The following is a 21,386-nucleotide window of genomic DNA, read 5'->3' as shown; positions in this document are numbered from 1 at the left end:
CGATCGCTATTTCGATTTTATCATCGGTGCTCTTTTTGAAATAAATCTCATTCCGATCGCAAATTCTGCACGTACTCAACGCTAAGTCCGGTTATTTGAGCGATTGTTGCGTCATCTAGGCGATCGAGTAACTGCCGTGCGATCGTCAGCTTTTCTTCTTGTCGGCCTTCTTGTCGGCCTTCTTGTCTGCTTTCTTGTCTGCTTTCTTGAACAGCATCTTTAACAGCTTTAATTATCGCTCCTTGCTGGTCGTAAATAAACATTTCTTGCCGTTCGATATTTGCTATTTCCTCCGGGCTTAAATTCACTCGATCTGCGATGTCAAAAGCTTGATGGATTTCGGGTACGCTATCCATTACTGGCGGGATTTCCGTTATCGTTACCGCGTATTTCATGAAATAGAGCCATTTATCTGCTAGAGTTTCTAGTCGGTCTACTGTTTTGGTAAATTTTGGTAATTCTACAAATACTAACTTTAGATCGTTATCGGGATAGGGTAAGTTAGAAATCTCTTCTTTGTAGACAAATCGCGAAATTAAGTTGTTGCTGTTTTTAAACATCTCGAAATCAGTTATTGTTAAGGCAATTACTGGTCTGAGCATTCGATATCCTTGTCCCTTTTGCAATTGAGATGCGTAGGTTTTGGCGGCGTTGTACAAGATTCTTTGTCCGAAAGATTCGACGTTTAATACCTGCATTTCAATGATGACTAAAGTACCGTCGGCTAGTTGGGCTTTGACATCTAAAGAGGAGTCTTTTAAACCTTCGACTTTGGGCGGGAGGTTGGGGTCGATAATTTCTAAGTCTTCAATGGTAGGATTGCCCTCGTAAATTATGGCGTTGAGAAAGCTGATCAGAATGTCTTTGCTTTCTGAGGAACCAAATATTTTTTTGAAGGCGTAATCGGTTTTGGGGTTGATGAATGTCATGGTGGGAATCGGGAATAACGACCGCTATCTCGATTGTATCAATAGGGCGATGGCTACGCCCCGGCCCCGGCCTACGAACTTGACGGGCGATCGCACGATTCCGAAACATCAGGTTTATGAAATGCGATCGCCCTCCTCGTCAGTTGCGTCAATTCTTCTGCAACCATTTGGTGAGCACGCGCATCCACTGGCCGGTATTCGGTGCACGCTGCAAGTCGCTCCAGTCTGCCATTTGGGCAAAACCTAGTCGCACCAGCCAATTTACTACGGCGGTTATGCCTTGGCGGGAGCCAACAACCATGATACGCACGGGTTCCCGGTTTTCTCGATCGTCCGTGGGTTCTGCCTCTTGTTGGGTGTCCTTGGGCGGTTCGATTGGAAAGTCTTTAGCCATTGGGAAGTCCTCATCTTCAAAATCAACCTATGACTACATATGTGTAGTTACCAATATCATACCGCAATGAATACATATATGTAGTCATTTACGGTTGGGGCATCCCTTGGCATCATGGGGTGCATGGGGAAAGCTGGTCGAGTTTTGAGAGATGTGCTGAATACCTATGGCATTAGCCAAAACAAATTGGCGATCGCAATGGGCGTGCGACGTTCCGTTGTCTATCGTTGGTTTAATGAGCTCATCGATCCAACGGGAGACACGCTTGTGAAGATGGTTGTGGCGTTAAAGTTGCTAGATATAGATGCAGCGCGGGAGTTTGTGCAGCGCTATTTGGGTGAAGTTTTGGAGGATGAGGGTGAGGGTGAGGTCGATCGATCTACAAACACAGAATAGACTTATTGTTCAGAAGGTCGATCGAGCTTTTCCAGATAGACGCGATTGGAAGTACAATAAAGTTGAAGAATCTCGGTAGAGCGGCATCAAGTTAACCGCATTGTTTACGAGCCAATAAATGAGGTGATTGTGCAATGGATAAACTAGAGCATTATCGTCAGTCGATTCAAGCATTATTGACCCAATATGCGGCAATTCCGGTCTCCAACGGTGCGATCGAGTCGCAAATAATTTTTGATACGCAGCGGGATCATTATCAGGTGACGAATGTTGGTTGGGATGGGCATCGGCGGGTGTATGGATGTGTGATCCATTTGGATATTAAGGATGGCAAGATTTGGTTGCAGCAGAATACAACGGAGATGCGAGTCGCGCACGAGTTGGTGGCAATGGGTGTGGCAGAGGATGATATTATCTTGGGATTTCAAGCAACCTATGTGCGCGAATATACGGGATTTGGGGTGGCTTAGCCATTCCCAAGGATGCGGCAATGTTTTTTTTAGAAAGAAACCGGGTTTTTAGGAAAATATTTCGTTGCAGCCAGTACCCAAGGCAAAAAACCCGGTTTCTGGGCCCTGATGCGGAAGTTTTAATAAAGCGGCTCTTGGATAATTATAATGGGTACAGAAGTCTAGCAAGGAGAATGTGCGATCGTGACCGTCCGGGAAGAACTAATCAATGAGATCGATCGAGCATCAGATGATTTACTTCAGGTGCTATTGAGTTTTTTGCGTCAGACGCGCTTGTCGAATGCTGAGCCTTCTATGTTGACAGATTTAGCTGAGATTTCGAGTGCTGGATTGACAGCGCAAAAGCATTATCCTCTGCGCGGGATGCCGTTGGTAATTGCTGAGGATTTTGATGAGCCGATGTCAGATTTATGGGATGCGCTGGGTACATGAATTCTGGTGGAGATTAACGCTTCAGCTCAATATCGAACTCAAGCCGAGAACGATAAAAGTGAACGTCAAATTCTAAGAAGAAATTTGTCTGTCCCAGAATCAATGATACGCGGTCACTTTTTGCCCAAGCAAATACTAATCTTACCGGAGCAAACTCCCCTATTTCAGCCATGAAAAATACTGGCATCGCTGGTTGATTACCAATGTTACCAGCAAGTCGAATAATGGCTTTACTGTCATCCCAAACTAAGCCAAGCTGAGTTCCTATTTGGTAAGGCAATACATTCACGGTTGCACCGCTATCTACTAACCCAACAACTTCGACTCCCTGGTTATTGTGGTGCAGAATCAAGGGAATGCGGGGTAGGCTATCAAACTCATCTTGAGAGGGGTCATTGGTAGAGTATTGGAATCGCATAATACTCAGTTTTCGTTGTTGTTAGCCAAATTCATTGCCTGCATCAAAGCTGCACCAGCACCAAAAGTATCGTAGGGTGTTGGTAGGTAGTAAATCTTGTAAGGTTCCAAAGGGAAAATATCCTCACTGATATCTTCTTCCGCCATTAGAATGCGGATTAACTCTCGTTTCTCGATCGCAGACAGTTGTCTAATGGTAGGGAGTAATTCTGTTAGTGTCATCAGTTGTTTTCCTACGATGCGTCTATGTTAACGGTAGCAGCTTAGCGTAGTAATTGCAACTTCCAGGGGAGTTTTACAAAGATAGGCGCGATCGCAACTAAGATGCGATCGCGCGGCGGTATGATATTCCTGACGTTGAAACGATTTGGAGTTGCGGGCGATCGGGCTTTTTTCTGGTTAGGGCGATCGCACTTCACGCACCACAATTTATTCTGGTTTCATCCAACCTTTAACGATAGCCTTCCCGACAATGACATAGCGAGTGTCTAAAAACTCTTCGATCGCAGCTTCACCACTAGCCTGCAATGCAGCAATCAAGCGACGCTTGAAACTAGGGGTTGTTTCATCATGAACGTACTCAATCTTTTCGGCTTCAGTAGGATTTGGATTAATTCTTGCTAACTGTTCGAGAAGTTGTTGAATTTCTTTAGCTGAAGCAGCAAGAGTTTGCTTTTGCTCAGACTCAGATAATATATTGTTGACTTGGATACTAGCTCCCTGGGTCATTTGATTAGCGACGTTTCCCCTGTTAGAAGCACCGTAGATGGTTCCACCGCTCACAGCACCGTAAACATTTCCACCACTCACATTAATTGACCGATTATTGTCAGACATACTTTAAAATACTCCTTAATCACAAACTATTTTACTATTGATTTAGGATAAAATGTATCAACATCGTTTCTTGATAAAAACCGATTTGGCTTTTCATTTGCTTTCAGTGGTATCCAAATTGAAGTGCTTTTATTTTGAGCCATAATATTCTTGAAATTCAGATCGTCCTCATCTTTAATGGTAAAACAACTTTTGAATCCTAAGTCAGGCACTGGTACATCTTTTGTTTATGCATAAATCATCAACTCGTAATCACCTGTTTTGACCTGGAATTGTCTTCCTCCTATTTCAGTAATCCAATCAAACCGAATTACTTTATTCACCGAAGAAAGACCTTTTATAGCAATTGGCTGAGCTAAATTTTCATCTTGAAATTCAGAATTTTCAATCTTAACGAAGGTAGTCCATGTCATGTCATAACAATCATCATGACCTTGTTTGGAAACAACTAAGCGAATACGTTGAATTGTTCCACCTTTTGGACTCCAATTGTAAAATGTGATCGGTAGGTTAAATCCTACTCCCGCAATGCTTGTACTACTTGTTGTAACATTAGTTTTAGGAACGGGGAAAAGTATGATATCTCTTCCAAAACATAACTGAATACGTTCTTTTCTAAAATTAGAGCTATAAGCAACAGCAGAAGATACAAGTAAGCTAAGTAGAGAAACTACCATTGTGATCCAATCAGTTTCTTTATTTGTTTGTTGTACAGCGGTAGTATCGTTGAGTGTTAAAACATTTTGCGATGGAGTAGGTGATGATATCGGTGCTTTTTTAGTTGAAGTACCAGAGCCTTGTTTGATGGTGCCAGTATCTGGTCTATTTGTAGGTTGCTGAGCTACGGATTTAATTGAAGTAGCTAATAATGAAATAGTACATATTGCTAATAGCATTTTATTTATCCTCATGCCACCATATCCATATTCTTGATGTAATGCTTCATATTTACATATATTTGAATATTGGCGGAAATTTCTCATTTGCAGTTTATTACGCTTGTAGGAAATAATCGCAATTGACTTTACACAAATATTAATATAATCATTACTTTTAATTATAAACGGAGCATTCAAAGCCGTAAACCCAAAAAAGTGGGAAAAAGTTGGATCTTCATAAAATTGCTATAGACACTTTAGATACTAGCTGGAAAAAGTTGGAAAAAGTTGGAAAAAGTTTGGTATAGTAACCATACCTATCTCACCATCCCACCTATGGATAGTCCTCAGATATTGCAATTTGTCGATGAAGCTGTCTATACCAACACAGGTAAACGTCTAAATAACTTGCAGCGGAGGATTATCGCAGGCATACTGAAGCGTCAAAGATATGCTGACGTTGCAGAAACTTATGGTTATAGCTCCCAGCACGTTAAAAAGGCTAGTCACGAGCTTTTGCAAATGTTATCTGAAGTGTTTGGCGAACAAGTGAAAAAAAGTAATCTTGAATCCGTCTTAGAAAGGCATATAAATCTGAATATAACTTTTGGCAATGAAAACAATATTAATAAAAATCTTATTGGTATTGGCTGCATAAATAATTGCCCTGAACCCTCTACTCCTACGCCAGATAAAAGTCAGCCGGAAATTCCCGACTTGCAGGAGGAAAGCAAAAATCAAACTAAGATTGAAACAATTGATAAATTACGGCAGTTTGGCTTGAGCGACGAGCAAATTGCAGAAGCGCTAGATATACCTTTAGAGCAGGTTAAACAGGTGGACTTGGAGGAGTAAAGTCTGCTACAGTAATGAACAGGTAAGTTTTGAGAATAAATTAGGAGGATCAATTGAAAATCAAAATTATCATTCACGAAGCAGAAGAAGGCGGATACTGGGCAGAAGTTCCTGCTATTCCTGGCTGTGCAACTGAGGGAGAAACTTTTGAGGAATTGCTGCAAAACCTCTATGAAGCGATCGAAGGTTGCCTTGTTGAAGTAAGATAAAATATCCCCAGATTTTTTCAGCTATGAACACAAAACTCATTGAATCCTTAGTACAAATCATCCAGACACTCTCAGAAGAAGAGCAATTGCTAATCAAAGCAAAACTATTTAGTAACATCCCCTATCCTTCTACTGCGGAAATAGCCCAGTTAGCCCAAAGCGGAGGAGCATTTCAATTCCTGCACGACGAACCTGATATTTACACCCTTGAAGATGGAGAGCCAATTTAGTGAAGCTAAAAAAAGGAGATATTGTTTTAGCTGAATTTCCCTTTACAGATTTGAGTCAGAAAAAGTTACGTCCGGCTTTAGTGCTGTGGGCAAGTTCAACCATAGATGAAATTACGCTCTGCTTCATTTCTTCGCAAAATGTCACTACCCTAAGTTTAGATGAATTTGCTTTAAATGCTTCAGATCCAGAATTTCCCAGCACGGGATTAAAAGTATCTTCTAAAGTTATAGTGACTCGGATTGTCAGTCTTGAACAGAGATTAATAGTGAGAAGATTGGGCGAGTTAGGAAGTCAGAAAATGCAGGAATTGAATGCAACTATCATACAAGCATTTCAATTAGTATAGCCTTGTTTACTCTCGCGTACTTGCCGGAAACGATCCAAAATCCCTGCAATAAACGTTTCGCCATCAATCGGTGGAGTATGTTCCGACATGGCAACAGCAGCATCTATCTTAACTCGTACACCATCGATCCACTGGCGATCGGCGAGAGCTGCTTGAAACTCATCAAGCCATTCGAGAAACTCTGCGAGTTCATTTTCTGGAAGTTCCCTTACTGCTGTCTTGAGTTCTGAAATGTTCATGGGTAATTAACTTTTTTTGCTAATAGCCGTTTACCTGTGTACTCTAATTATCAGATTGTTCCCATGAAATAGGGGAGAAAATCTCCGACGCAACCGACAACACAAACTATAGCAATCCTAAATCATTTGCATAATTATTGTAGGGGCAATCCGACCCCTACTCCCCGTGGTTGCCCGATAGATAAGGGGTAGGCACGGGGAGTAGGGGTAGCACTACCCCCTACAAATTTATCTGAATCATTTAGGATTGCTATAGAATCATCGTGCAAACTCATAGGCAATATTCGTGATGCGGCCGCGCCAGTAGGGCAATAGCGAGCCATCAGGCAGTTGCCACGCCACCTCACCGGAGAGGGGAATCCGCATACCGTCTCGCAATTCGTAGTCCCAGAAGCGGCCTTGCCAGGGCGCAAACACCAGCCCGCCGTTAACTGTACGGGCGCGGGCCTCGGCGCGGATACTGGCGATTAGCCCTGCTTCATCAAAGCGGAAATCCAGGGAAACAGCGGTGTCGCCATCCTGTAGCGTTGCTCTGGCCGAAGAATTGTCGATCGCATCCCAGCGAACACCCTGACTCGGCAGCAGTCTCGTCGGATACCAAGCCGCCTCCGCGAAAAAGCGCATCAGTTCGCCTTGTGCAGCTTCTGGAGTGCCGCGGAGATCCGCCAGAGTCACCAGGCCCAGCAGCGCTGCATGGAGGATGCCTTCGCCAGAAATGTAGGCATCATGAACAAACGCATTGATACCGGGCATCATGGCAATTCGCCCCTCCCAGTCAAAGCCTGGGCGCTGAGTAATTACCAATTGAGTTGAGGTGAAGGCGCTCCATTTTTCTGCGGTTTCGCTCATGTTAAACGTGCCTTCGTGGGAAACCCGCGCTGCTACAATTAGCGGTTGTCCATCCTCGATCACCGCGCGAAAGTAGCGCTGCACTGGCTGGGGTAAATCGGCAATTTCCCGCGCATCAAATGTGAGAGGTTTAATCGGCGATCGCGCAGCTTCCAGATTTGTTCGCAGTTCCTTGGTACCCAGATGCCAGCGGTATCCTCCAAGGGCGATCGCGCCAACAATGCCAACTACAAGCGCCAGGATAATTAGTACGATCGGCACATGATTACTCCTCTTGATATTTCAATAAGCTGTCGCCCATTTAATTTTTAAGCTAGGGTTTACTTAAACTTTTGTGGCGCGGGCATCCTGCCCGCGCTCCATCTTCAATTTAAATGCCAAATAGCTTACCAGTTAATCCAGAGCGAGTCTTAAACCCATCTACCAACTACAACTCTCAGCGTTCCATCTGCCAAAGTTTCCTCTTCTTCAACATGAAAACCCTCTGAATGCACCGCCGCCATCAAACTTTTCCGCGCGTATTTTTGACTGATTGAATTGATAAATTCCTGCTGATTAATTCGAGCGCCCCAAAAATCCGCCACCAATTCGTAATCCTCTCCGCTGCGGCGAAAACCCAAATCGTAACCATTGGATTGCCGAATCACGTACTCGGCATTAGTTTTGTCACCCCGATAACCCCGTACCTGCACATTGGACTCTACTTGATAACCCAACTCTTCCAACACTTGATGCAGCAGTTCGCCGTTCTTGATCTGAACCTTGATAGTTGTGAAGTGTGACATATCACTTTCGGATTTTTGTGTAAAACGCTGATTTGATTATAATAGCATAAACAGCAAGAGTCAAGAAGTTAGAAATTGTGCTCTTAAACCCGGTTTTAGCGTCACAGAAAGCAGCCCGGGTACAAGCCCCCGGATTCATAGGTTCAGAAAATCACAACAGAGTATCCGATAACAATTGCCCCGATTTATCCGTGCGTGAGTTCGCTTTCTTCAATCCTCCAATTCTTCAAATCTAAAATCCAAAATCTAAAATCTAAAATCGTATGATGGCCGACAATTCTAATCAACCTAGAGAATATGATGCCGTCCTCGGCGGCCAAAGTCAAATCCCGATCGCCGCCGCAGTTTTGGGAGGCATCGCCGGAGTCAAGCAGCGCTTCAACAGTCCTAGTATCGAGGCTCGGATTGCCGCTGTTAAAGATGCTCCTAAATACGGAGGCGCTGGTTTAAATTTAGCAATTGAGGCGCTGCTTGACCCCGCAGCAGAAGTGCAGCGAGTTGCTTATTTAATTTTGCGATCGAGGACAGAACCTCTAGTGCGCCAAGCTTTAAAAGAATTCGTGCCTTACAAGCTTTTTGACTCCATTCGCAGTGTGAAAACTGGCACAAATGTTGCGATTAGTCCCGGAGGATCTCGCACGGCGAGTTTGCACGGCAAAATAATTAGAATTTGCGATGTAGATACAGGAGAAATACTCTATACTGTTGACAAGTATCCCCGCGCTCAAGAAACTTTTGTCCTTTGCCAAGAAAGCGAAGTTTTTGTGAGAAGCAGAAATACTCCGAAACATCGTGCGATCGAAATTTGGCAAGGAGGAGAATTGCGGCATACTTCTCTCGGACATGAAGGGGAAATTAGCGCAATTGTTATCAGTCCCGATAGTCAAGTTATCGCCACAGGTTCGGCAGATACTACTATCAAAATTTGGAATTTAGAGACGGGAAAGTTAATCTGTACTTTTGGCAGTCTTTTAACTTGGGGAGCTCATAAAGCAGGAATTGTTAGTCTTGCTTTTAGCCCGATCGCACAAACTCTCGCTAGCAGCAGTTCTGACGGTACAATTAAACTGTGGAACCTCCGCAGCAGAGAATGCTTCCAAACAATTAAGGGTTACGCGAATTGTCTGGCTTTCAGTCCAGACGGGCAGACTTTGGCTACTGGCGGCTGGGACAGAAATATTCAACTGCGGCCGCTATCGAATCCAGATAGTTCAATCACTTTGGCCGGGCATTTTAACTCGATAAATGCGATCGCCTTTAGTGCCGACGGACTCACTGTTGTCACTGCTAGTGCCGATGGTAATATCAAATTTTGGAATGCCAGTACGGGCGAAAATATTCACACTCTCAGCGGACATCAAAACTCTGTTACTTGTCTTACTTTTAGCAGCGATGGTGAAACTATTATCAGCGGCAGCTTAGACAAAACTGTCAAAATTTGGGGAGTTAATTGAAGGAAGTTCGGCAACGATCACTGTACAAGATGTAGCGGATGGAAGAAAGAGGAATAGGGAATAGGGAATAGGGAATAGGGAATAGGGCAGAAGGCAGAAGGCAGAAAGAAGAGGGAATCGACTTCATGATTTTCACAAATTAAGTACCTCCTAACCATTCAGGCGCTGCCTATATTTCTATTTTCCCGATTCCAGATTCCTCGGTGCGTGAATCTACGCAAACAAATATAATAAATTTACAATCCCAGTTCTTGTGCAAGCCGAGGATTGCGGAACTTCTTTTTGCATTACTACAAATAGTGACCGTAAAAATACCGACGCATCGGCCTTATTCAGCTTATTATCAATTTGTGAACTGTCGCCGGAAAGCCTGAGCGAGCCTCAATTTCTGAATCCTTTAAAGTAGCTTTAATATATCGCATCTTGGTCGGAGGAGTATTCCTGCTAATTGTAATATTTGACTTAAAAAGTTTATGCTTAAAAGATAGGCTGAGGTTAAATATACAGTGCGCCCTAGAGCAACCATGTCACACTGCAACCAATCCATCTGTCGTTCCCGCAATCTCCCAGAAATGTGCGCTACTGCTGCCAGTTGGCAGCAAAAAGCCGATCGACTAAGGGTAGAATTAAACACCACCCAGGATCTGCTTCACGCAGAAATCGCTCGGCTCAAACAAGCCAACGAAACCCTTCACGCCGCCGTCAGTTGTGCCCCAATTTTCCTGTGGGCCACAGACAGAGACGGCAAGTTAACCCTTGCAGCAGGGAAAGGATTAGAAAATTTGGGACTCAAACCAGGTGCAACTGTCGGGCTGTCGATTTGTGAAGTTTACAGCAGCCAGCCAGATATCTTAGAAAATATTGCTGAGGTACTAGCAGGAAACGATCGCACTTGGAACGTCCGAGAGAGGCATTTTATTCACGAAATTCGATCGGCAGCCCTGCGAGATGGAAACGGCGAAGTTGTCGGCGCCGTCGGTGTTTCTACTGAAATTACCGAGCGCGAGCAGTCCATCGCCACTCTGGAAACGGCAAATCAAGAATTAGAAGACAGACTGCAGCAGCAAACGGCTGTCTTCAATGCAGCACTTGCCGAAAGCGAAAAAAAGTACCGCAACCTCGTAGAAACCTCCCAAGAATTGATTTGGTCGATCGATATTGAAGGCCTCTTGACTTTTGTCAATTCCGCCGCCAAACGCATCTACGGTTACGAACCGCCAGAAATGATCGGACGGCGTTTCACCGATTTTTTAGTTCCCGATCAAGAAAATAGACCAAGAGAAATATTTGCCCAACTTTTAGCGAGAACCAAAATTCAGCCACAAACCGCTAATTCTCCTTACGAAACAGTACACCTTCGCAAAGACGGTACTCCCGTCCACCTGCGCGTCAACAGCATCGTCAACCAAGCTGAAAACGGCGCTATTTTAGGGTTGTGCGGAACGGCGACAGATATTAGCGATCGCAAGCGATCGGAACAAGCACTCCAAGAAGCTACAGACCAACTTCGCGCCGTCTTGGATGCCGTACCCGGACTGATTTCTTGGATCAGTTCCGATTTGCGGTATATTGGAGTCAACCAGCACTTAGCAACCTCATTCAACCTGTCTCCTGAAAGCTTTGTCGGTCAAGAAATCAACTTTCTCGACAAAGGCTCGACTTTCGGAGAACTGATCCGAATTTTTTTTAACAGTTCATCTCAGCAAACCTGCCAAGAAATAGAAATAGAAATTAACGGTTTCGTCCGCAACTATTTGATAGTAGCTCAGAAATATCATCAGGGAACCGCAGCAGTTTCTGTAGGAATAGACATTACCGACCGCAAGCGTGCAGAAGCTCTCAAAAACCAATTGATCTGCTCGCTGCAAGAATCCGAACACAAATTTCGTAGCCTTTATGAAGCCACCAGCGACGCAGTAATGTTGCTTGACGAAAAGGAGTTTTTTGACTGCAACCCCGCTACCTTAAAAATATTTGGCTGTAGCAACACCAAAGAATTTTACGGCAAGAAACTGAGCGACTTTTCCCCACAATTTCAGCCTAGCGGACAAGACTCATCCAGTCTAGCAATACAGAGAATATCGACAGCAATGCAAACAGGTAGCTGTCGCTTTGACTGGGTACAAAAACGACTCGACGGTTCAGAATTTCCCGCTGAAGTGCTGTTAAATGCAATGGAAATTAACGGACGAAAAGTAATTCAAGCAGTAGTGCGGGATATTACAGATCGCAAGCGCGACGAAGATGGCATCAAAGCATCCCTCGCAGAAAAAGAAGTTCTCCTCAAAGAAATTCACCACCGTGTCAAAAACAACCTCCAAGTTATTTCCAGTTTGCTCAAACTTCAGTCACGCTACATCCAAGACAGCCACGTTAGTGAAATGTTAAAAGAAAGTCAAAACCGAGTCAGATCAATGGCCCTGGTTCACGAACAATTGTATCAATCCAAAGACTTGTCAAACATTGACTTTGCTGAATATATCCAAAATCTCGCCCACAATTTATTCCAAGCTTATGAAAATCATGCAGAAGGCGTCAACTTGCAAACAAATATTGCGCCGTGTTCACTCAATATTGATACGGCCGTTCCTTGCGGGTTAATTATCAACGAGCTTGTAACAAATGCCCTCAAATATGCCTTTAAAGGACAAGTTAAAGGTAAAATTAACATAGATTTCACTTTAGATAATAACAGAGTTTGCGTGCTAACCGTGAGCGACAGCGGAATTGGTTTTCCTCAAGACTTAGATTATCGCAAAGCCCGAACGTTGGGTTTGAGACTTGTCGGGTCTTTAGTCAAGCAAATCCGGGGGGAAATAGAACTGTTAGAAACTGCGGGCACGACTTTTAGAATAACCTTTTGTCAACCCAAATTGCACTCGGAGGAGAAAAATTAGTGTCAAACAAAAAAATTCTGATAGTTGAAGACGAGAGCATCATTGCGGAAGACATTTCCGACAGTTTGATATCTCTAGGATATAGAATAACTGGGATGGTATATTCTGGAGAAGAAGCGATTGAATCGGCCGCCAAGTTCCGCCCGGATTTAGTTTTAATGGATGTTAACCTGCAAGGAGAAATCGACGGCATTACAGCAGCCGAAGAAATTCGCTTGCGCTTTCAAATTCCCGTAGTTTATCTGACAGCTTATGCCGATGAAACTACTTTGCGACGAGTCAATAGTACAAAACCGTTCGGCTATATTGTCAAGCCCTTTGAAGAAAAAAACTTGCACACAACTATTCAACTGGCACTTTACAGACATCAGTATGACAGCTTGACAAACCTGCCGAATCGTTCATTTTTGCGAGAAAAGTTAAGTCGAGAATTAGATGGTCAAAAAGAATTGTCAGGAGTCGTTCCAGTTGTCACGCTTAGCTTAGATAAAATCAACCGCATTAACAGTACCTGGGGACACGATATCGGCGACTCGGTGCTTTGCAGCATCGCCCAGCGGCTAACTAACTGCATGGAAAACATTAATATTGTTGCTCGTTTGGAAGCGGCAGAATTCGCGCTGATTCTTAAACCAGTTGCAGAAAAACAGGATGTGGCTAAGATTGCTCAAAACATTTTAGATATTGTATCCCAAGGTATGATTATCAAAGATTGCGAAGTCTATGTCACGGCTAGTATGGGGATCTGCTTGTATCCCGGAGACGGCATCGACGGAGATGAAATGCTGAAAAATGCTTATATAGCAATGTATCAATCTCAGCAAAAAGGCGGGAATAATTATAATTTTTATACGCCCAAAAAGGCGAATTATTTCATCAATACACTTCTTCAAGAAACTTCGCTGCGCCATGCTTTAAAAAGCTCAGAGTTTGAAATATACTATCAGCCGCAAATAGAAATTAAAACAGGTAAAATTATTGGTGCTGAAGCTTTAGTCCGCTGGAATCATCCAGAACGGGGGCGAGTTTCTCCGGGGGAATTTATTCCAATGGCTGAAGAAATGGGCTTGATTGCGCCGTTGGGTGAATGGGTATTAGAGACTGCTTGCAGGCAAACTAAAACATGGCAGAGAGCAGGTTTACCGCCCCTGCGAGTGGCAGTTAACGTGTCAGCCCGTCAATTCGAGCGCAAAAATTTCACGGAAAGAGTCAGGGAGATATTAACAGAAACCGATCTCGATCCCCAGTGTTTGGAATTAGAACTGACGGAAAGTCTTGTTTTGCAAGACGAAATTGCAGCAGCTAAAGCTTTTACGGTGTGGAAAGATCAGGGTATTAGGATAGCAATTGATGATTTTGGAATGGGATATTCTTCTTTGAGTTATCCAAAACGCTTTCCGTTTGATGCGCTCAAAATAGACAAGAGTTTTATTCGCGATATTGCAGACGATCGCCAAAATGCAGCGATCACAATAGCGATTATTCAAATGGCACACTGCATGAACATGACGGTGGTGGCTGAGGGGGTAGAAAATGAGCAAGAACTTGATTTTTTGTGCGAGTACGAATGCGACGAAATTCAAGGCCATCTTTTCAGCCCAGCTTTGCCAAGGGCTGAGTTTGAAGCGCTGCTGAAAAGCGATAAGTGCTGGGATTTACATCAATTCCGGTTGCAATCCTCCGGAATAGTTGACTGTTGACTGTTGACTGTTGACCGTTAACTGTTGACAACTGACAACTGACAACTGACAACTGACAACTGACAACTGACAACTGCCAACTGACTAATTCAAAAGATACGATCGCCCAACCAACTTCCCAGCCACAGCCCAAAACCGGAAGTAGCCACCAACAGGATAACCGTGTAAAGCCCGCTGCTGGTGTGGATCAACCTTTCTGCGGCTACCATCCGGGCCACAACTCCAGCAATAATGCCGATCGCAGCCCAAGCCCCATAAACAGCCTTAGATCCGGCGATAGCCAAAGCTTGGACGAGATCCCCCGAACCCGCCCCAGCAAAAACCCCCGCCCACGCCCCAATCCCCAGCCCGATCGCACCTCGGAGCCCGACGGGGCCGCCAGAATTGACGCCTAGTTCCGTCGCCAGCCCGCACATCAAGCCGACAATCGCCCAACACACGGCCGCCACCAACGCCTTAACCCAATTCCCAGAAACCGTTCCCGCCATCAATCCCACCACTGCCACCACTCCCCCTACAGCCAAAACAGCAGCCACAGCCCGATACTGGGCCTCGGAACTGGCGATCGCCCCCAAACCAGCCCCAACTGCTGCCCAAGCAGCCCCTGTGACCCTTCCTCCCGCCTGAAAACCAGCGATCGACCCCCCTACCGCCCCAGCCAAAACTAACGCCGCCAGCCACACTCTAGGCGTTGCCGAACCCTCCGCCAGCAAAATCGCGGCCCACAGCCAATCTGCACCGCAGATTAAAGCCCACATCCACAGCGGGGCCGCTGATTTCGTCAAAATCCAACCGGTCAAAGCGTAACTCGCCACAGCGATTGCCAGCGGCCACCAAGGGAAGCTTGAATAGTGTTGAGATGGCCGCACTTCCCTCGGCGGGATTCGTGGTTTTGAGTATTGAGTTGAAAATTCTGTTTTCCTTCTCGAAGTAAGCTTTCGATAGTTTTGAGATGGCCCTGCTTTCCTCGCAACGATTCGCCCTGGTTGCTTTGTGCCCCGCCACGCTGGGCTATTGTGAGTGGTAAATCGTTTCTTGCTTGAAGAGTTTTTTTGAGTTAGAAATTTTTTGGAGGGGGCTTTTGGGCGGGTTTGACGGCGCTGGGAACCAGGCTTGGCGGCTGATTTTGCAGAACGCCTTCTCAGCGGCTTTTCCGGCGCAGGGGGCGGTGGCTGCTGAAACTGTTGTTCGATCGACTTTGATTCAGGCTGACTCAGAAATAACACCAACTCCTGGTAAGCTTCATTAATTTCTGTTAATCGTTGTTGAGCTTTTTGTTGCAGGCGATCGTTGTGGGCAAACCGATCGGGATGCCACACAAACGCTAAATCCCTGTAAGCGCGCTTAATTTCTTCTAGGGAACTTCCCGGCTCAATTTCGAGGATTTCGTAGCATCGATTAATGTCAGCCATAGGCTTCGGGCAGGTGTTGGTAAATTCGCGTGAAGCGAAGCTATCCCCTAGGGAATCGTACTTAACTCAATTGGCGTAAGTCCCACGCTGTAATTGTACTCAATTGGGCGTTGGGATATAAGCTTTCGCAAGGTCTATGAAATAATCAAAAATTTCCTGATTTCTCACAAAAAGATGGTAAGATATAAGTGGTTGCGACCCACCCACTCGGCTGCAAACAACAGGTCACAGTAGCAGTAGTATGCTTACCAAGGATAACTGCGAGAGAAAGGGGGAAAAGACAGACCGCTGGTTATTGGGATACGTCCTAATTTGAAATACAATCCAAGTTTGTCATACGGAATAGTTTTTTGCCTTGGGAAACAGGGTTTCTGCGTGGGTTCCCTACGAAGGGATAAAGGCTGCAAAGCCTTCTTATGCTGTGTAAGACTTGGATCGTCTTGAGTGACGAATATTCAGCAATGGATATCCCCAACGCCCGCAACGGCAAATGAGACACGAAGCCTACACGCTCACCGCAAGGTTAGTGTGAGGTATTTCACCATCTTGTACTATTCTCAGCCAAGCTGCACATTAAGCCGAGATCCGATCGAGTGTCAAGCGTCCTCAAGTCTGCGGGCCATCCTTCCGGTCGATCAATGCAGGCGGACAACTGAGTACAATGAGAAAATCCTTTCGTGCGATCGGTATTTGTGTCTGTGTCGGCAAATCAAGCTCCCATCTTCATCTTAGTTGACGGCCACTCTCTGGCCTTTCGCTCCTACTTCGCCTTTGCCAAAAGTCGAGACGGAGGCTTGCGAACGACAACAGGCATTCCCACCAGCGTCTGTTTTGGCTTTCTCAAGTCGCTGCTGGAAGTAATGGCGGCCCACGACCCCCAGTACATGGCGATCGCCTTTGACCTCGCCACACCCACATTTCGCCACGAAGCAGACGACACTTACAAAGCCGGTCGAGCCGAAACACCCGAAGATTTTAAGCCGGATATCAAAAATCTGCAAGAATTGCTCACCTATTTGAATTTACCTGCAATAACTGCTCCCGGCTACGAGGCGGACGATGTTTTGGGAACTTTGGCAAACAAAGCCAGCGCGGCGGGTTATCAGGTCAAAATCCTCACGGGCGATCGAGATTTGTTTCAATTAGTAGAAACCGAAAAACAAATCAGCGTATTATATTTGAGTACCGATGAACTCAGGCGATCGGGCAAAGGCAAATCCCAAGAATACGGCCCGGAAGCAGTCAAAGAAAAACTCGGCATTTTGCCCGAACAAGTAGTAGATTACAAAGCTTTGTGCGGCGACAAATCCGACAACATCCCCGGAGTAAAAGGCATCGGCGACAAAACCGCCCTGCAATTGCTGGAAGCTTACAATTCCCTTGATGGAATTTATGCAGCCATCGACGAGATTAAAGGAGCAACTAAGAAAAAGCTAGAAGAAGGCAAAGAAGCTGCTTATCATTCTCAACGCATGGCGACAATTGTCCAAGACGTGCCATTAGAAATCAACTTAGAAGATTGCCAGCTTATAGGTTTTGACGAATCAGCCTTGATTCCGATGCTGGAAAAGTTGGAATTTAAAACATTTTTAAGCAAAGTTAAACAAATTCAAAAGCGTTTTGGTGGCGTAGAAGAGAAGGAAAAACAAGAAGAAGAATCCTCGTTCCCCGGCTCTGCCCGGGAACGCATATCCAGAGGCTCTGCCTCGTCGGAAAACACCCTAGAACAGCCATTGGAGGGTGTAGAAAAGCCCTTGGAACAGGGCGGGCAAGATGCCCACCCCACAATAGATAAGTCACCTCCAACTTCTGAAAGTTCAGAAGAAAACGCCTTATCCTTTTGGAGTCATGATGATACCAAAGCCGCCCAGCAGGAAAACAAACTGCCCATTAAACCCCGAATAATTCAAACAACCGAACAGTTAAACGAATTAGTCGAACTGCTACAAACCTTCACCGACAAAACTACACCCGTGGCGTGGGATACCGAAACCACCGCGATCGAACCGCGAGACGCCGAATTAGTCGGAATTGGCTGCTGTTGGGGAATCGGTGAAGAGGATCTCGCTTACATTCCCACGGGACATAAAACGGGCAAAAACTTGGACAAAGCCACAGTTTTGAATGCTTTGCGTCCGATTTTGGAAAGCGAGAATTATCCCAAGGCGCTGCAAAATGCTAAGTTCGATCGATCGATCCTGCGTTGTCAAGGAATCAAACTAGCCGGAGTCGTCTTCGACACCATGCTAGCCAGTTACGTACTCAATCCAGAAACTAGCCACAGCCTCAGCGAATTGTCAAAGAAATACTTAGGCATTGTTGCCCAAACTTACAATGAATTAGTGCCAAAAAACAAAACAATTGCTGACATCAGCATTGGAGAAGTAGCTAAATACTGCGGCATGGATGTTTACACTACATTTCAGTTAGTAGGTAAACTTAGAGCAGAATTGAAGGAAGCTGATAAAACTAGCTTTCCCCGAAAAACTTTGGAGGGGTTATTGCTGGAAGTAGAACAGCCCCTAGAACCAGTTTTAGCAGAAATGGAATATCAGGGGGTTCGCATAGACCTAGGACATCTTAAAGAACTCTCCAATCAACTGGAACCGCAATTAGCAGCTATTGAGCAGGAAATTTATAACGCCATACCTCTTGAGGATTTCAAGGCTTATCTCGCCGAAAAAATCGAACATATCGAACCCACTTTAGGGACGGTTCCTCAGAAAGTTTACGAAGCCGTACCTAGTGCAATTTTAAAGCCTTATCTCAAGAAAATATTGCCAAAAAATAACCTTAATTTGGCTGAAATTAAGCAGAAAGTTGACAACACAGCACCCAGTGAACTTTTAAAGTTGAACTCACCATCCCAGTTGAGCGAACTGCTGTTTGACATACTCAAGCTAAACACCAAAAAGTCTCGTAAAACTGCGACAGGCTTCTACTCCACCAATGCTGACTTCCTAGAAAATTTGCAAGGAGACCATAAGGTTGTCGATGCTATCTTAGATTACCGTACCCTGCAAAAGCTTTATTCTACCTATGTAGATGCTATACCGAAGCGGGTGCGTCCCGATACTCAGCGATTGCATACTGATTTCAATCAAACTGTTACAGACACAGGTCGTCTGTCTTCTTCTAATCCTAATTTGCAGAATATTCCCATCGGTACGGAATTTTCTAAGCAAATTCGCAAAGCTTTTTTACCCGAAGAAGGTTGGCTGATGGTGTCTGCTGACTATTCTCAAATTGAACTGCGAATTTTGGCTCACTTGAGTCAAGAACCTGTGTTAATTGAAGCTTATCAAAATAACCGAGATGTGCATACCGTGACGGCTCAACTTTTATTTGAAAAGGAAGAAATAACTCCCGACGAGCGCAGGTTTGGCAAAACGATTAATTTTGGGGTAGTTTACGGTATGGGAGCGATCAAGTTTGGGCGATCGATGGGCAAGACTTCCAAAGATGGCAAGGAGTTTATTGCTAAATTTAACGCTCGCTATAGTAAAGTTTTTGAATTTTTGGAGAAAGTAAAAAAAGAGGCGATCGCCCTCGGATACGTTACCACAATTTTAGGCCGCCGCCGTTACTTAAACTTCGAGAGCGAAAGCCTCCGCGACTTAAAAGGCCGCAATCCCCAAGACATTCACTCCGATCGACTTAAATCTGTCAGCAGAGATGATGCCCAATCTTTGCGGGCCGCAGCCAACGCTCCGATTCAAGGCTCTAGTGCTGATATCATTAAACTTGCCATGATTGAGGTACACAAAATTTTGCAAAACTATCAGGCGCGGCTGCTGCTGCAAGTTCACGATGAATTAATCTTTGAAGTACCTCCCGATGAATGGGAAGAATTGCAGCCGAAAATTAGAAGTGCGATGGAAAATGCTCTGCCACTTAGCGTACCGCTGATAGTTGACATCCACGCTGGGCAAAATTGGATGGAAACTAAATAAAACACAGAAATATGAGCCAACTTAAAATCGCCATTTTCCCAAAAATAAAAACCATAAGTGCAGTTGCTGTGCTATTGCTACTATTCGGGTGTCCGCAAAAGTTTGCACCGAATAACTATGCTGTCAAGCGAGTCAGCGACGGCGACACCCTTGTCGCCAGTGATGCCGCCGGGAAAGATATCAAAGTGCGTTTTGCCTGTGTAGATGCACCGGAAGTCGCGCACACCAATGCTGAGAAAAATAGCAAAGCAGCAGCAAAAAAAAATCAATTTAAGTGGGGAAATCTAGCCCACCAAAGAATGCAGCAGCTAGTCAAAAAAGGGGGTGGTCGCGTTGTTTTGACTGTCACCGATACTGACCGCTACGGCCGCCAAGTTAGCGAAGTTCGCTTGCCAAACGGCACATTTGCCCAAGAAGTTTTGACCCGCGAAGGATTAGCAATGGTTTACCGTCCTTACTTGAAAAACTGTCCGAGTGCAAGTATTCTGGAACAAGCAGAAGCCGAAGCTAAGAAAAATCGCCGCGGCGTTTGGGGTGATTCCAAGTTTGTGCCAGCTTGGCAATTTAGACAGAACGGCAAATGAGCGAAATTTTGATTTTGTGGTAATTGTTCTTTATCTAAGAATCCCCATGTTAGAAATCACCGTAAAAAACAACGCTATCTGTTTCGGTAAACACTTCTCCCTGAATTTTGAACGCACTTTGCGGATACCCGACGACGGTAAAACCTATCCCTTACCGCCGGGATTAGGCGATTTTCCAGTCTGCAAAGTTGATGACTACATTTCTAGAGTACCTGAAACTTGGAAAGAACACGGGGGCGTGTTTATTCCCATGTATCAACGGGAAGCTTTGTGGATTTATTTTAGAGGCGTTGATTGGCGGCCCAATGCTGTTAAAATTGCTGTTGGTAAAATCAATGCCGTTTCAGGCAAACCTTGGCAGCAAAAACTGCAAGCTGATGACCAAGATTATGTCATTTGTCCCGATCAACCCTGGTTAGATGGTATCAATGCTGGTGAAGGTTACATCCGCCAATTTGTTGCTATGCCTCTCGGTATGGGTTACACTGTCGAAGGACAAGTAACTGGTAAAGAAGAATTTGGTGGCCTTCAAATCATTGTATTCGATCCGAAACCAGGGTTATTTCCAGAAGAACCGCCGCCCTCACAATTACTGAGAGGTAGAGGCTTTAGTGATTTTGCACCTCTCGATTGTATCGCATTTGGTGGTGCGGAAATGGGATTAGCAGCAGGTGGTAAAATGAAACAAGAAATTTATCCCGATAGTTACGGTATCAACACCTGGGACGAGACGAATTTCGGCAGAGTATACGTCCACATTGTTAATAGCATGATGTATCGGGAAATCACTGGTAAAGAACCGCCAAACACGCCCGTTTCTGCCAAAACTTACAGTGAATACAATCTTCCTTGGTTCGACCTTTACGACGAACAAAAAGGCTCTGTCGCACCCTCAACTATCCTTTCTCAAGTCAAGTCTGTCAAAGAGATGGACGAAAATCAGGGATTTGCACCGCAGCAAGACGATACATCTGTTGACATTCCTCAAGCACAAATTAAAAAGCTCAAAGTCGATCCCGATGGAGTCAGAGATGGCAATTGGTAGTCTACTAGCAGAATCTCGATTGTATATAGGGACAATTAATCAATTGCCTTTGTAAATAGACAGTGCTGCATCAG

Annotated in this window: 24 protein-coding genes; 13 read left to right on the top strand and 11 right to left on the bottom strand. The window is 44.9% G+C overall.

Translation table 11 applies throughout. The features are described from left to right. Positions 1-47: 47 nt before the first annotated feature. Positions 48-929: an Rpn family recombination-promoting nuclease/putative transposase gene (locus QUB12_RS17410; RefSeq protein WP_333142581.1), complete on the bottom strand. Its 882-nt coding sequence runs from the start codon at positions 927-929 to the stop codon at positions 48-50. A gap of 148 nt (positions 930-1,077) precedes the next feature. Next, entirely contained in the window at positions 1,078-1,323 is a 246-nt protein-coding gene (locus QUB12_RS17405) for a hypothetical protein (protein ID WP_333142582.1), read from the bottom strand. Positions 1,324-1,446: 123 nt separating this feature from the next. Here QUB12_RS17405 and QUB12_RS17400 point away from each other — a divergent pair, with 123 nt between their 5' ends. The 3 genes from QUB12_RS17400 (at position 1,447) to QUB12_RS17390 (ending at position 2,621) form a co-directional block, all read left to right on the top strand. Continuing rightward, positions 1,447-1,719, top strand: coding sequence for a helix-turn-helix transcriptional regulator (locus tag QUB12_RS17400; RefSeq protein WP_333032399.1), 273 nt, complete (start codon positions 1,447-1,449; stop codon positions 1,717-1,719). Between the two features lie 134 nt (positions 1,720-1,853). Next, positions 1,854-2,189, top strand: a complete 336-nt coding sequence (locus QUB12_RS17395; protein WP_333142584.1) for a XisI protein — start codon at positions 1,854-1,856, stop codon at positions 2,187-2,189. Between the two features lie 183 nt (positions 2,190-2,372). Beyond that, positions 2,373-2,621, top strand: a complete 249-nt coding sequence (locus QUB12_RS17390) for a hypothetical protein (RefSeq protein WP_333142585.1) — start codon at positions 2,373-2,375, stop codon at positions 2,619-2,621. Positions 2,622-2,634: 13 nt separating this feature from the next. Here the strand turns inward: QUB12_RS17390 and QUB12_RS17385 are convergent, their stop codons facing one another. From QUB12_RS17385 to QUB12_RS17365, 5 genes are all read right to left on the bottom strand, one after another. After that, the gene (locus tag QUB12_RS17385; protein WP_333142586.1) at positions 2,635-3,039 is read right to left on the bottom strand and encodes a hypothetical protein; all 405 of its coding nucleotides are present in this window, start codon (positions 3,037-3,039) and stop codon (positions 2,635-2,637) included. 5 nt (positions 3,040-3,044) lie between these two features. Further along, entirely contained in the window at positions 3,045-3,260 is a 216-nt protein-coding gene (locus QUB12_RS17380) for a hypothetical protein (protein ID WP_333142587.1), read from the bottom strand. 41 nt (positions 3,261-3,301) lie between these two features. Continuing rightward, the gene (locus QUB12_RS17375; protein ID WP_333300526.1) at positions 3,302-3,457 is read right to left on the bottom strand and encodes a hypothetical protein; all 156 of its coding nucleotides are present in this window, start codon (positions 3,455-3,457) and stop codon (positions 3,302-3,304) included. A 10-nt stretch (positions 3,458-3,467) separates the two neighbouring features. Then, a complete protein-coding gene (locus tag QUB12_RS17370) occupies positions 3,468-3,875 on the bottom strand; it encodes a hypothetical protein (protein WP_333142589.1) in 408 nt (135 codons plus the stop codon). A 227-nt stretch (positions 3,876-4,102) separates the two neighbouring features. Continuing rightward, positions 4,103-4,951, bottom strand: coding sequence for a hypothetical protein (locus QUB12_RS17365; RefSeq protein WP_333142590.1), 849 nt, complete (start codon positions 4,949-4,951; stop codon positions 4,103-4,105). A gap of 138 nt (positions 4,952-5,089) precedes the next feature. Between QUB12_RS17365 and QUB12_RS17360 the strand changes: the two genes are divergently transcribed. Genes QUB12_RS17360 through QUB12_RS17345 form a run of 4 tightly spaced genes read left to right on the top strand, consistent with a single transcriptional unit; the run spans position 5,090 to position 6,394 of the window. Further along, on the top strand, positions 5,090-5,608 hold the full coding sequence (locus tag QUB12_RS17360) for a hypothetical protein (RefSeq protein WP_333142620.1): 519 nt from the start codon (positions 5,090-5,092) through the stop codon (positions 5,606-5,608). Positions 5,609-5,661: 53 nt separating this feature from the next. After that, the gene (locus QUB12_RS17355; RefSeq protein ID WP_333142591.1) at positions 5,662-5,817 is read left to right on the top strand and encodes a type II toxin-antitoxin system HicB family antitoxin; all 156 of its coding nucleotides are present in this window, start codon (positions 5,662-5,664) and stop codon (positions 5,815-5,817) included. Between the two features lie 23 nt (positions 5,818-5,840). Continuing rightward, the gene (locus tag QUB12_RS17350) at positions 5,841-6,047 is read left to right on the top strand and encodes a hypothetical protein (protein WP_333142592.1); all 207 of its coding nucleotides are present in this window, start codon (positions 5,841-5,843) and stop codon (positions 6,045-6,047) included. Then, positions 6,047-6,394, top strand: coding sequence for a type II toxin-antitoxin system PemK/MazF family toxin (locus QUB12_RS17345; protein ID WP_333142593.1), 348 nt, complete (start codon positions 6,047-6,049; stop codon positions 6,392-6,394). Before QUB12_RS17350 ends, QUB12_RS17345 begins: the two co-directional genes overlap by 1 nt. Here the strand turns inward: QUB12_RS17345 and QUB12_RS17340 are convergent. The 3 genes from QUB12_RS17340 to QUB12_RS17330 all read right to left on the bottom strand — a co-directional run bounded on the left by QUB12_RS17340 (position 6,382) and on the right by QUB12_RS17330 (position 8,267). Further along, on the bottom strand, positions 6,382-6,633 hold the full coding sequence (locus tag QUB12_RS17340; protein ID WP_333142594.1) for a hypothetical protein: 252 nt from the start codon (positions 6,631-6,633) through the stop codon (positions 6,382-6,384). The two genes, QUB12_RS17345 and QUB12_RS17340, sit on opposite strands and share 13 nt — an antisense overlap. Positions 6,634-6,891: 258 nt before the next feature. After that, a complete protein-coding gene (locus QUB12_RS17335; RefSeq protein ID WP_333142595.1) occupies positions 6,892-7,743 on the bottom strand; it encodes a DUF6920 family protein in 852 nt (283 codons plus the stop codon). Between the two features lie 149 nt (positions 7,744-7,892). Beyond that, entirely contained in the window at positions 7,893-8,267 is a 375-nt protein-coding gene (locus QUB12_RS17330) for a DUF1257 domain-containing protein (protein ID WP_333142596.1), read from the bottom strand. A gap of 263 nt (positions 8,268-8,530) precedes the next feature. Between QUB12_RS17330 and QUB12_RS17325 the strand changes: the two genes are divergently transcribed. The 3 genes from QUB12_RS17325 to QUB12_RS17315 all read left to right on the top strand — a co-directional run bounded on the left by QUB12_RS17325 (position 8,531) and on the right by QUB12_RS17315 (position 14,318). Next, positions 8,531-9,721, top strand: a complete 1,191-nt coding sequence (locus QUB12_RS17325) for a WD40 repeat domain-containing protein (RefSeq protein WP_333142597.1) — start codon at positions 8,531-8,533, stop codon at positions 9,719-9,721. A gap of 524 nt (positions 9,722-10,245) precedes the next feature. Beyond that, a complete protein-coding gene (locus tag QUB12_RS17320) occupies positions 10,246-12,618 on the top strand; it encodes a PAS domain S-box protein (protein WP_333142598.1) in 2,373 nt (790 codons plus the stop codon). Further along, entirely contained in the window at positions 12,618-14,318 is a 1,701-nt protein-coding gene (locus QUB12_RS17315; RefSeq protein WP_333307789.1) for an EAL domain-containing protein, read from the top strand. The genes QUB12_RS17320 and QUB12_RS17315 overlap by 1 nt, the downstream gene beginning before the upstream one ends. 89 nt (positions 14,319-14,407) lie before the next feature. On the opposite strand, the gene QUB12_RS17310 is transcribed toward QUB12_RS17315, so the two are convergent. After that, complete coding sequence (locus tag QUB12_RS17310; protein WP_333307787.1) at positions 14,408-15,730, bottom strand: J domain-containing protein; 1,323 nt, start codon at positions 15,728-15,730, stop codon at positions 14,408-14,410. A 677-nt stretch (positions 15,731-16,407) separates the two neighbouring features. Here QUB12_RS17310 and QUB12_RS17305 point away from each other — a divergent pair. From QUB12_RS17305 to QUB12_RS17295, 3 genes are read left to right on the top strand one after another with little or no spacing between them, the layout of a single operon-like run. After that, positions 16,408-19,683 carry a DNA polymerase I gene (locus tag QUB12_RS17305; protein WP_333142601.1) on the top strand — a complete coding sequence of 1,092 codons (3,276 nt, stop codon included), beginning with the start codon at positions 16,408-16,410 and terminating at the stop codon, positions 19,681-19,683. An 11-nt stretch (positions 19,684-19,694) separates the two neighbouring features. Next, positions 19,695-20,267 (top strand): thermonuclease family protein, encoded by a 573-nt coding sequence (locus QUB12_RS17300; RefSeq protein WP_333142602.1) that lies wholly within the window; start codon positions 19,695-19,697, stop codon positions 20,265-20,267. Between the two features lie 46 nt (positions 20,268-20,313). Beyond that, positions 20,314-21,312 (top strand): hypothetical protein, encoded by a 999-nt coding sequence (locus tag QUB12_RS17295; RefSeq protein WP_333307785.1) that lies wholly within the window; start codon positions 20,314-20,316, stop codon positions 21,310-21,312. Positions 21,313-21,386: the final 74 nt, after the last annotated feature.

The organism is Microcoleus sp. B7-D4, assembly GCF_036705125.1.
In the GTDB taxonomy this organism is placed as follows: Bacteria; Cyanobacteriota; Cyanobacteriia; order Cyanobacteriales; family Microcoleaceae; genus Microcoleus.
Note: the sequence above shows the minus strand (reverse complement) of the source record. Positions and strands in the feature narration are given on the sequence as shown.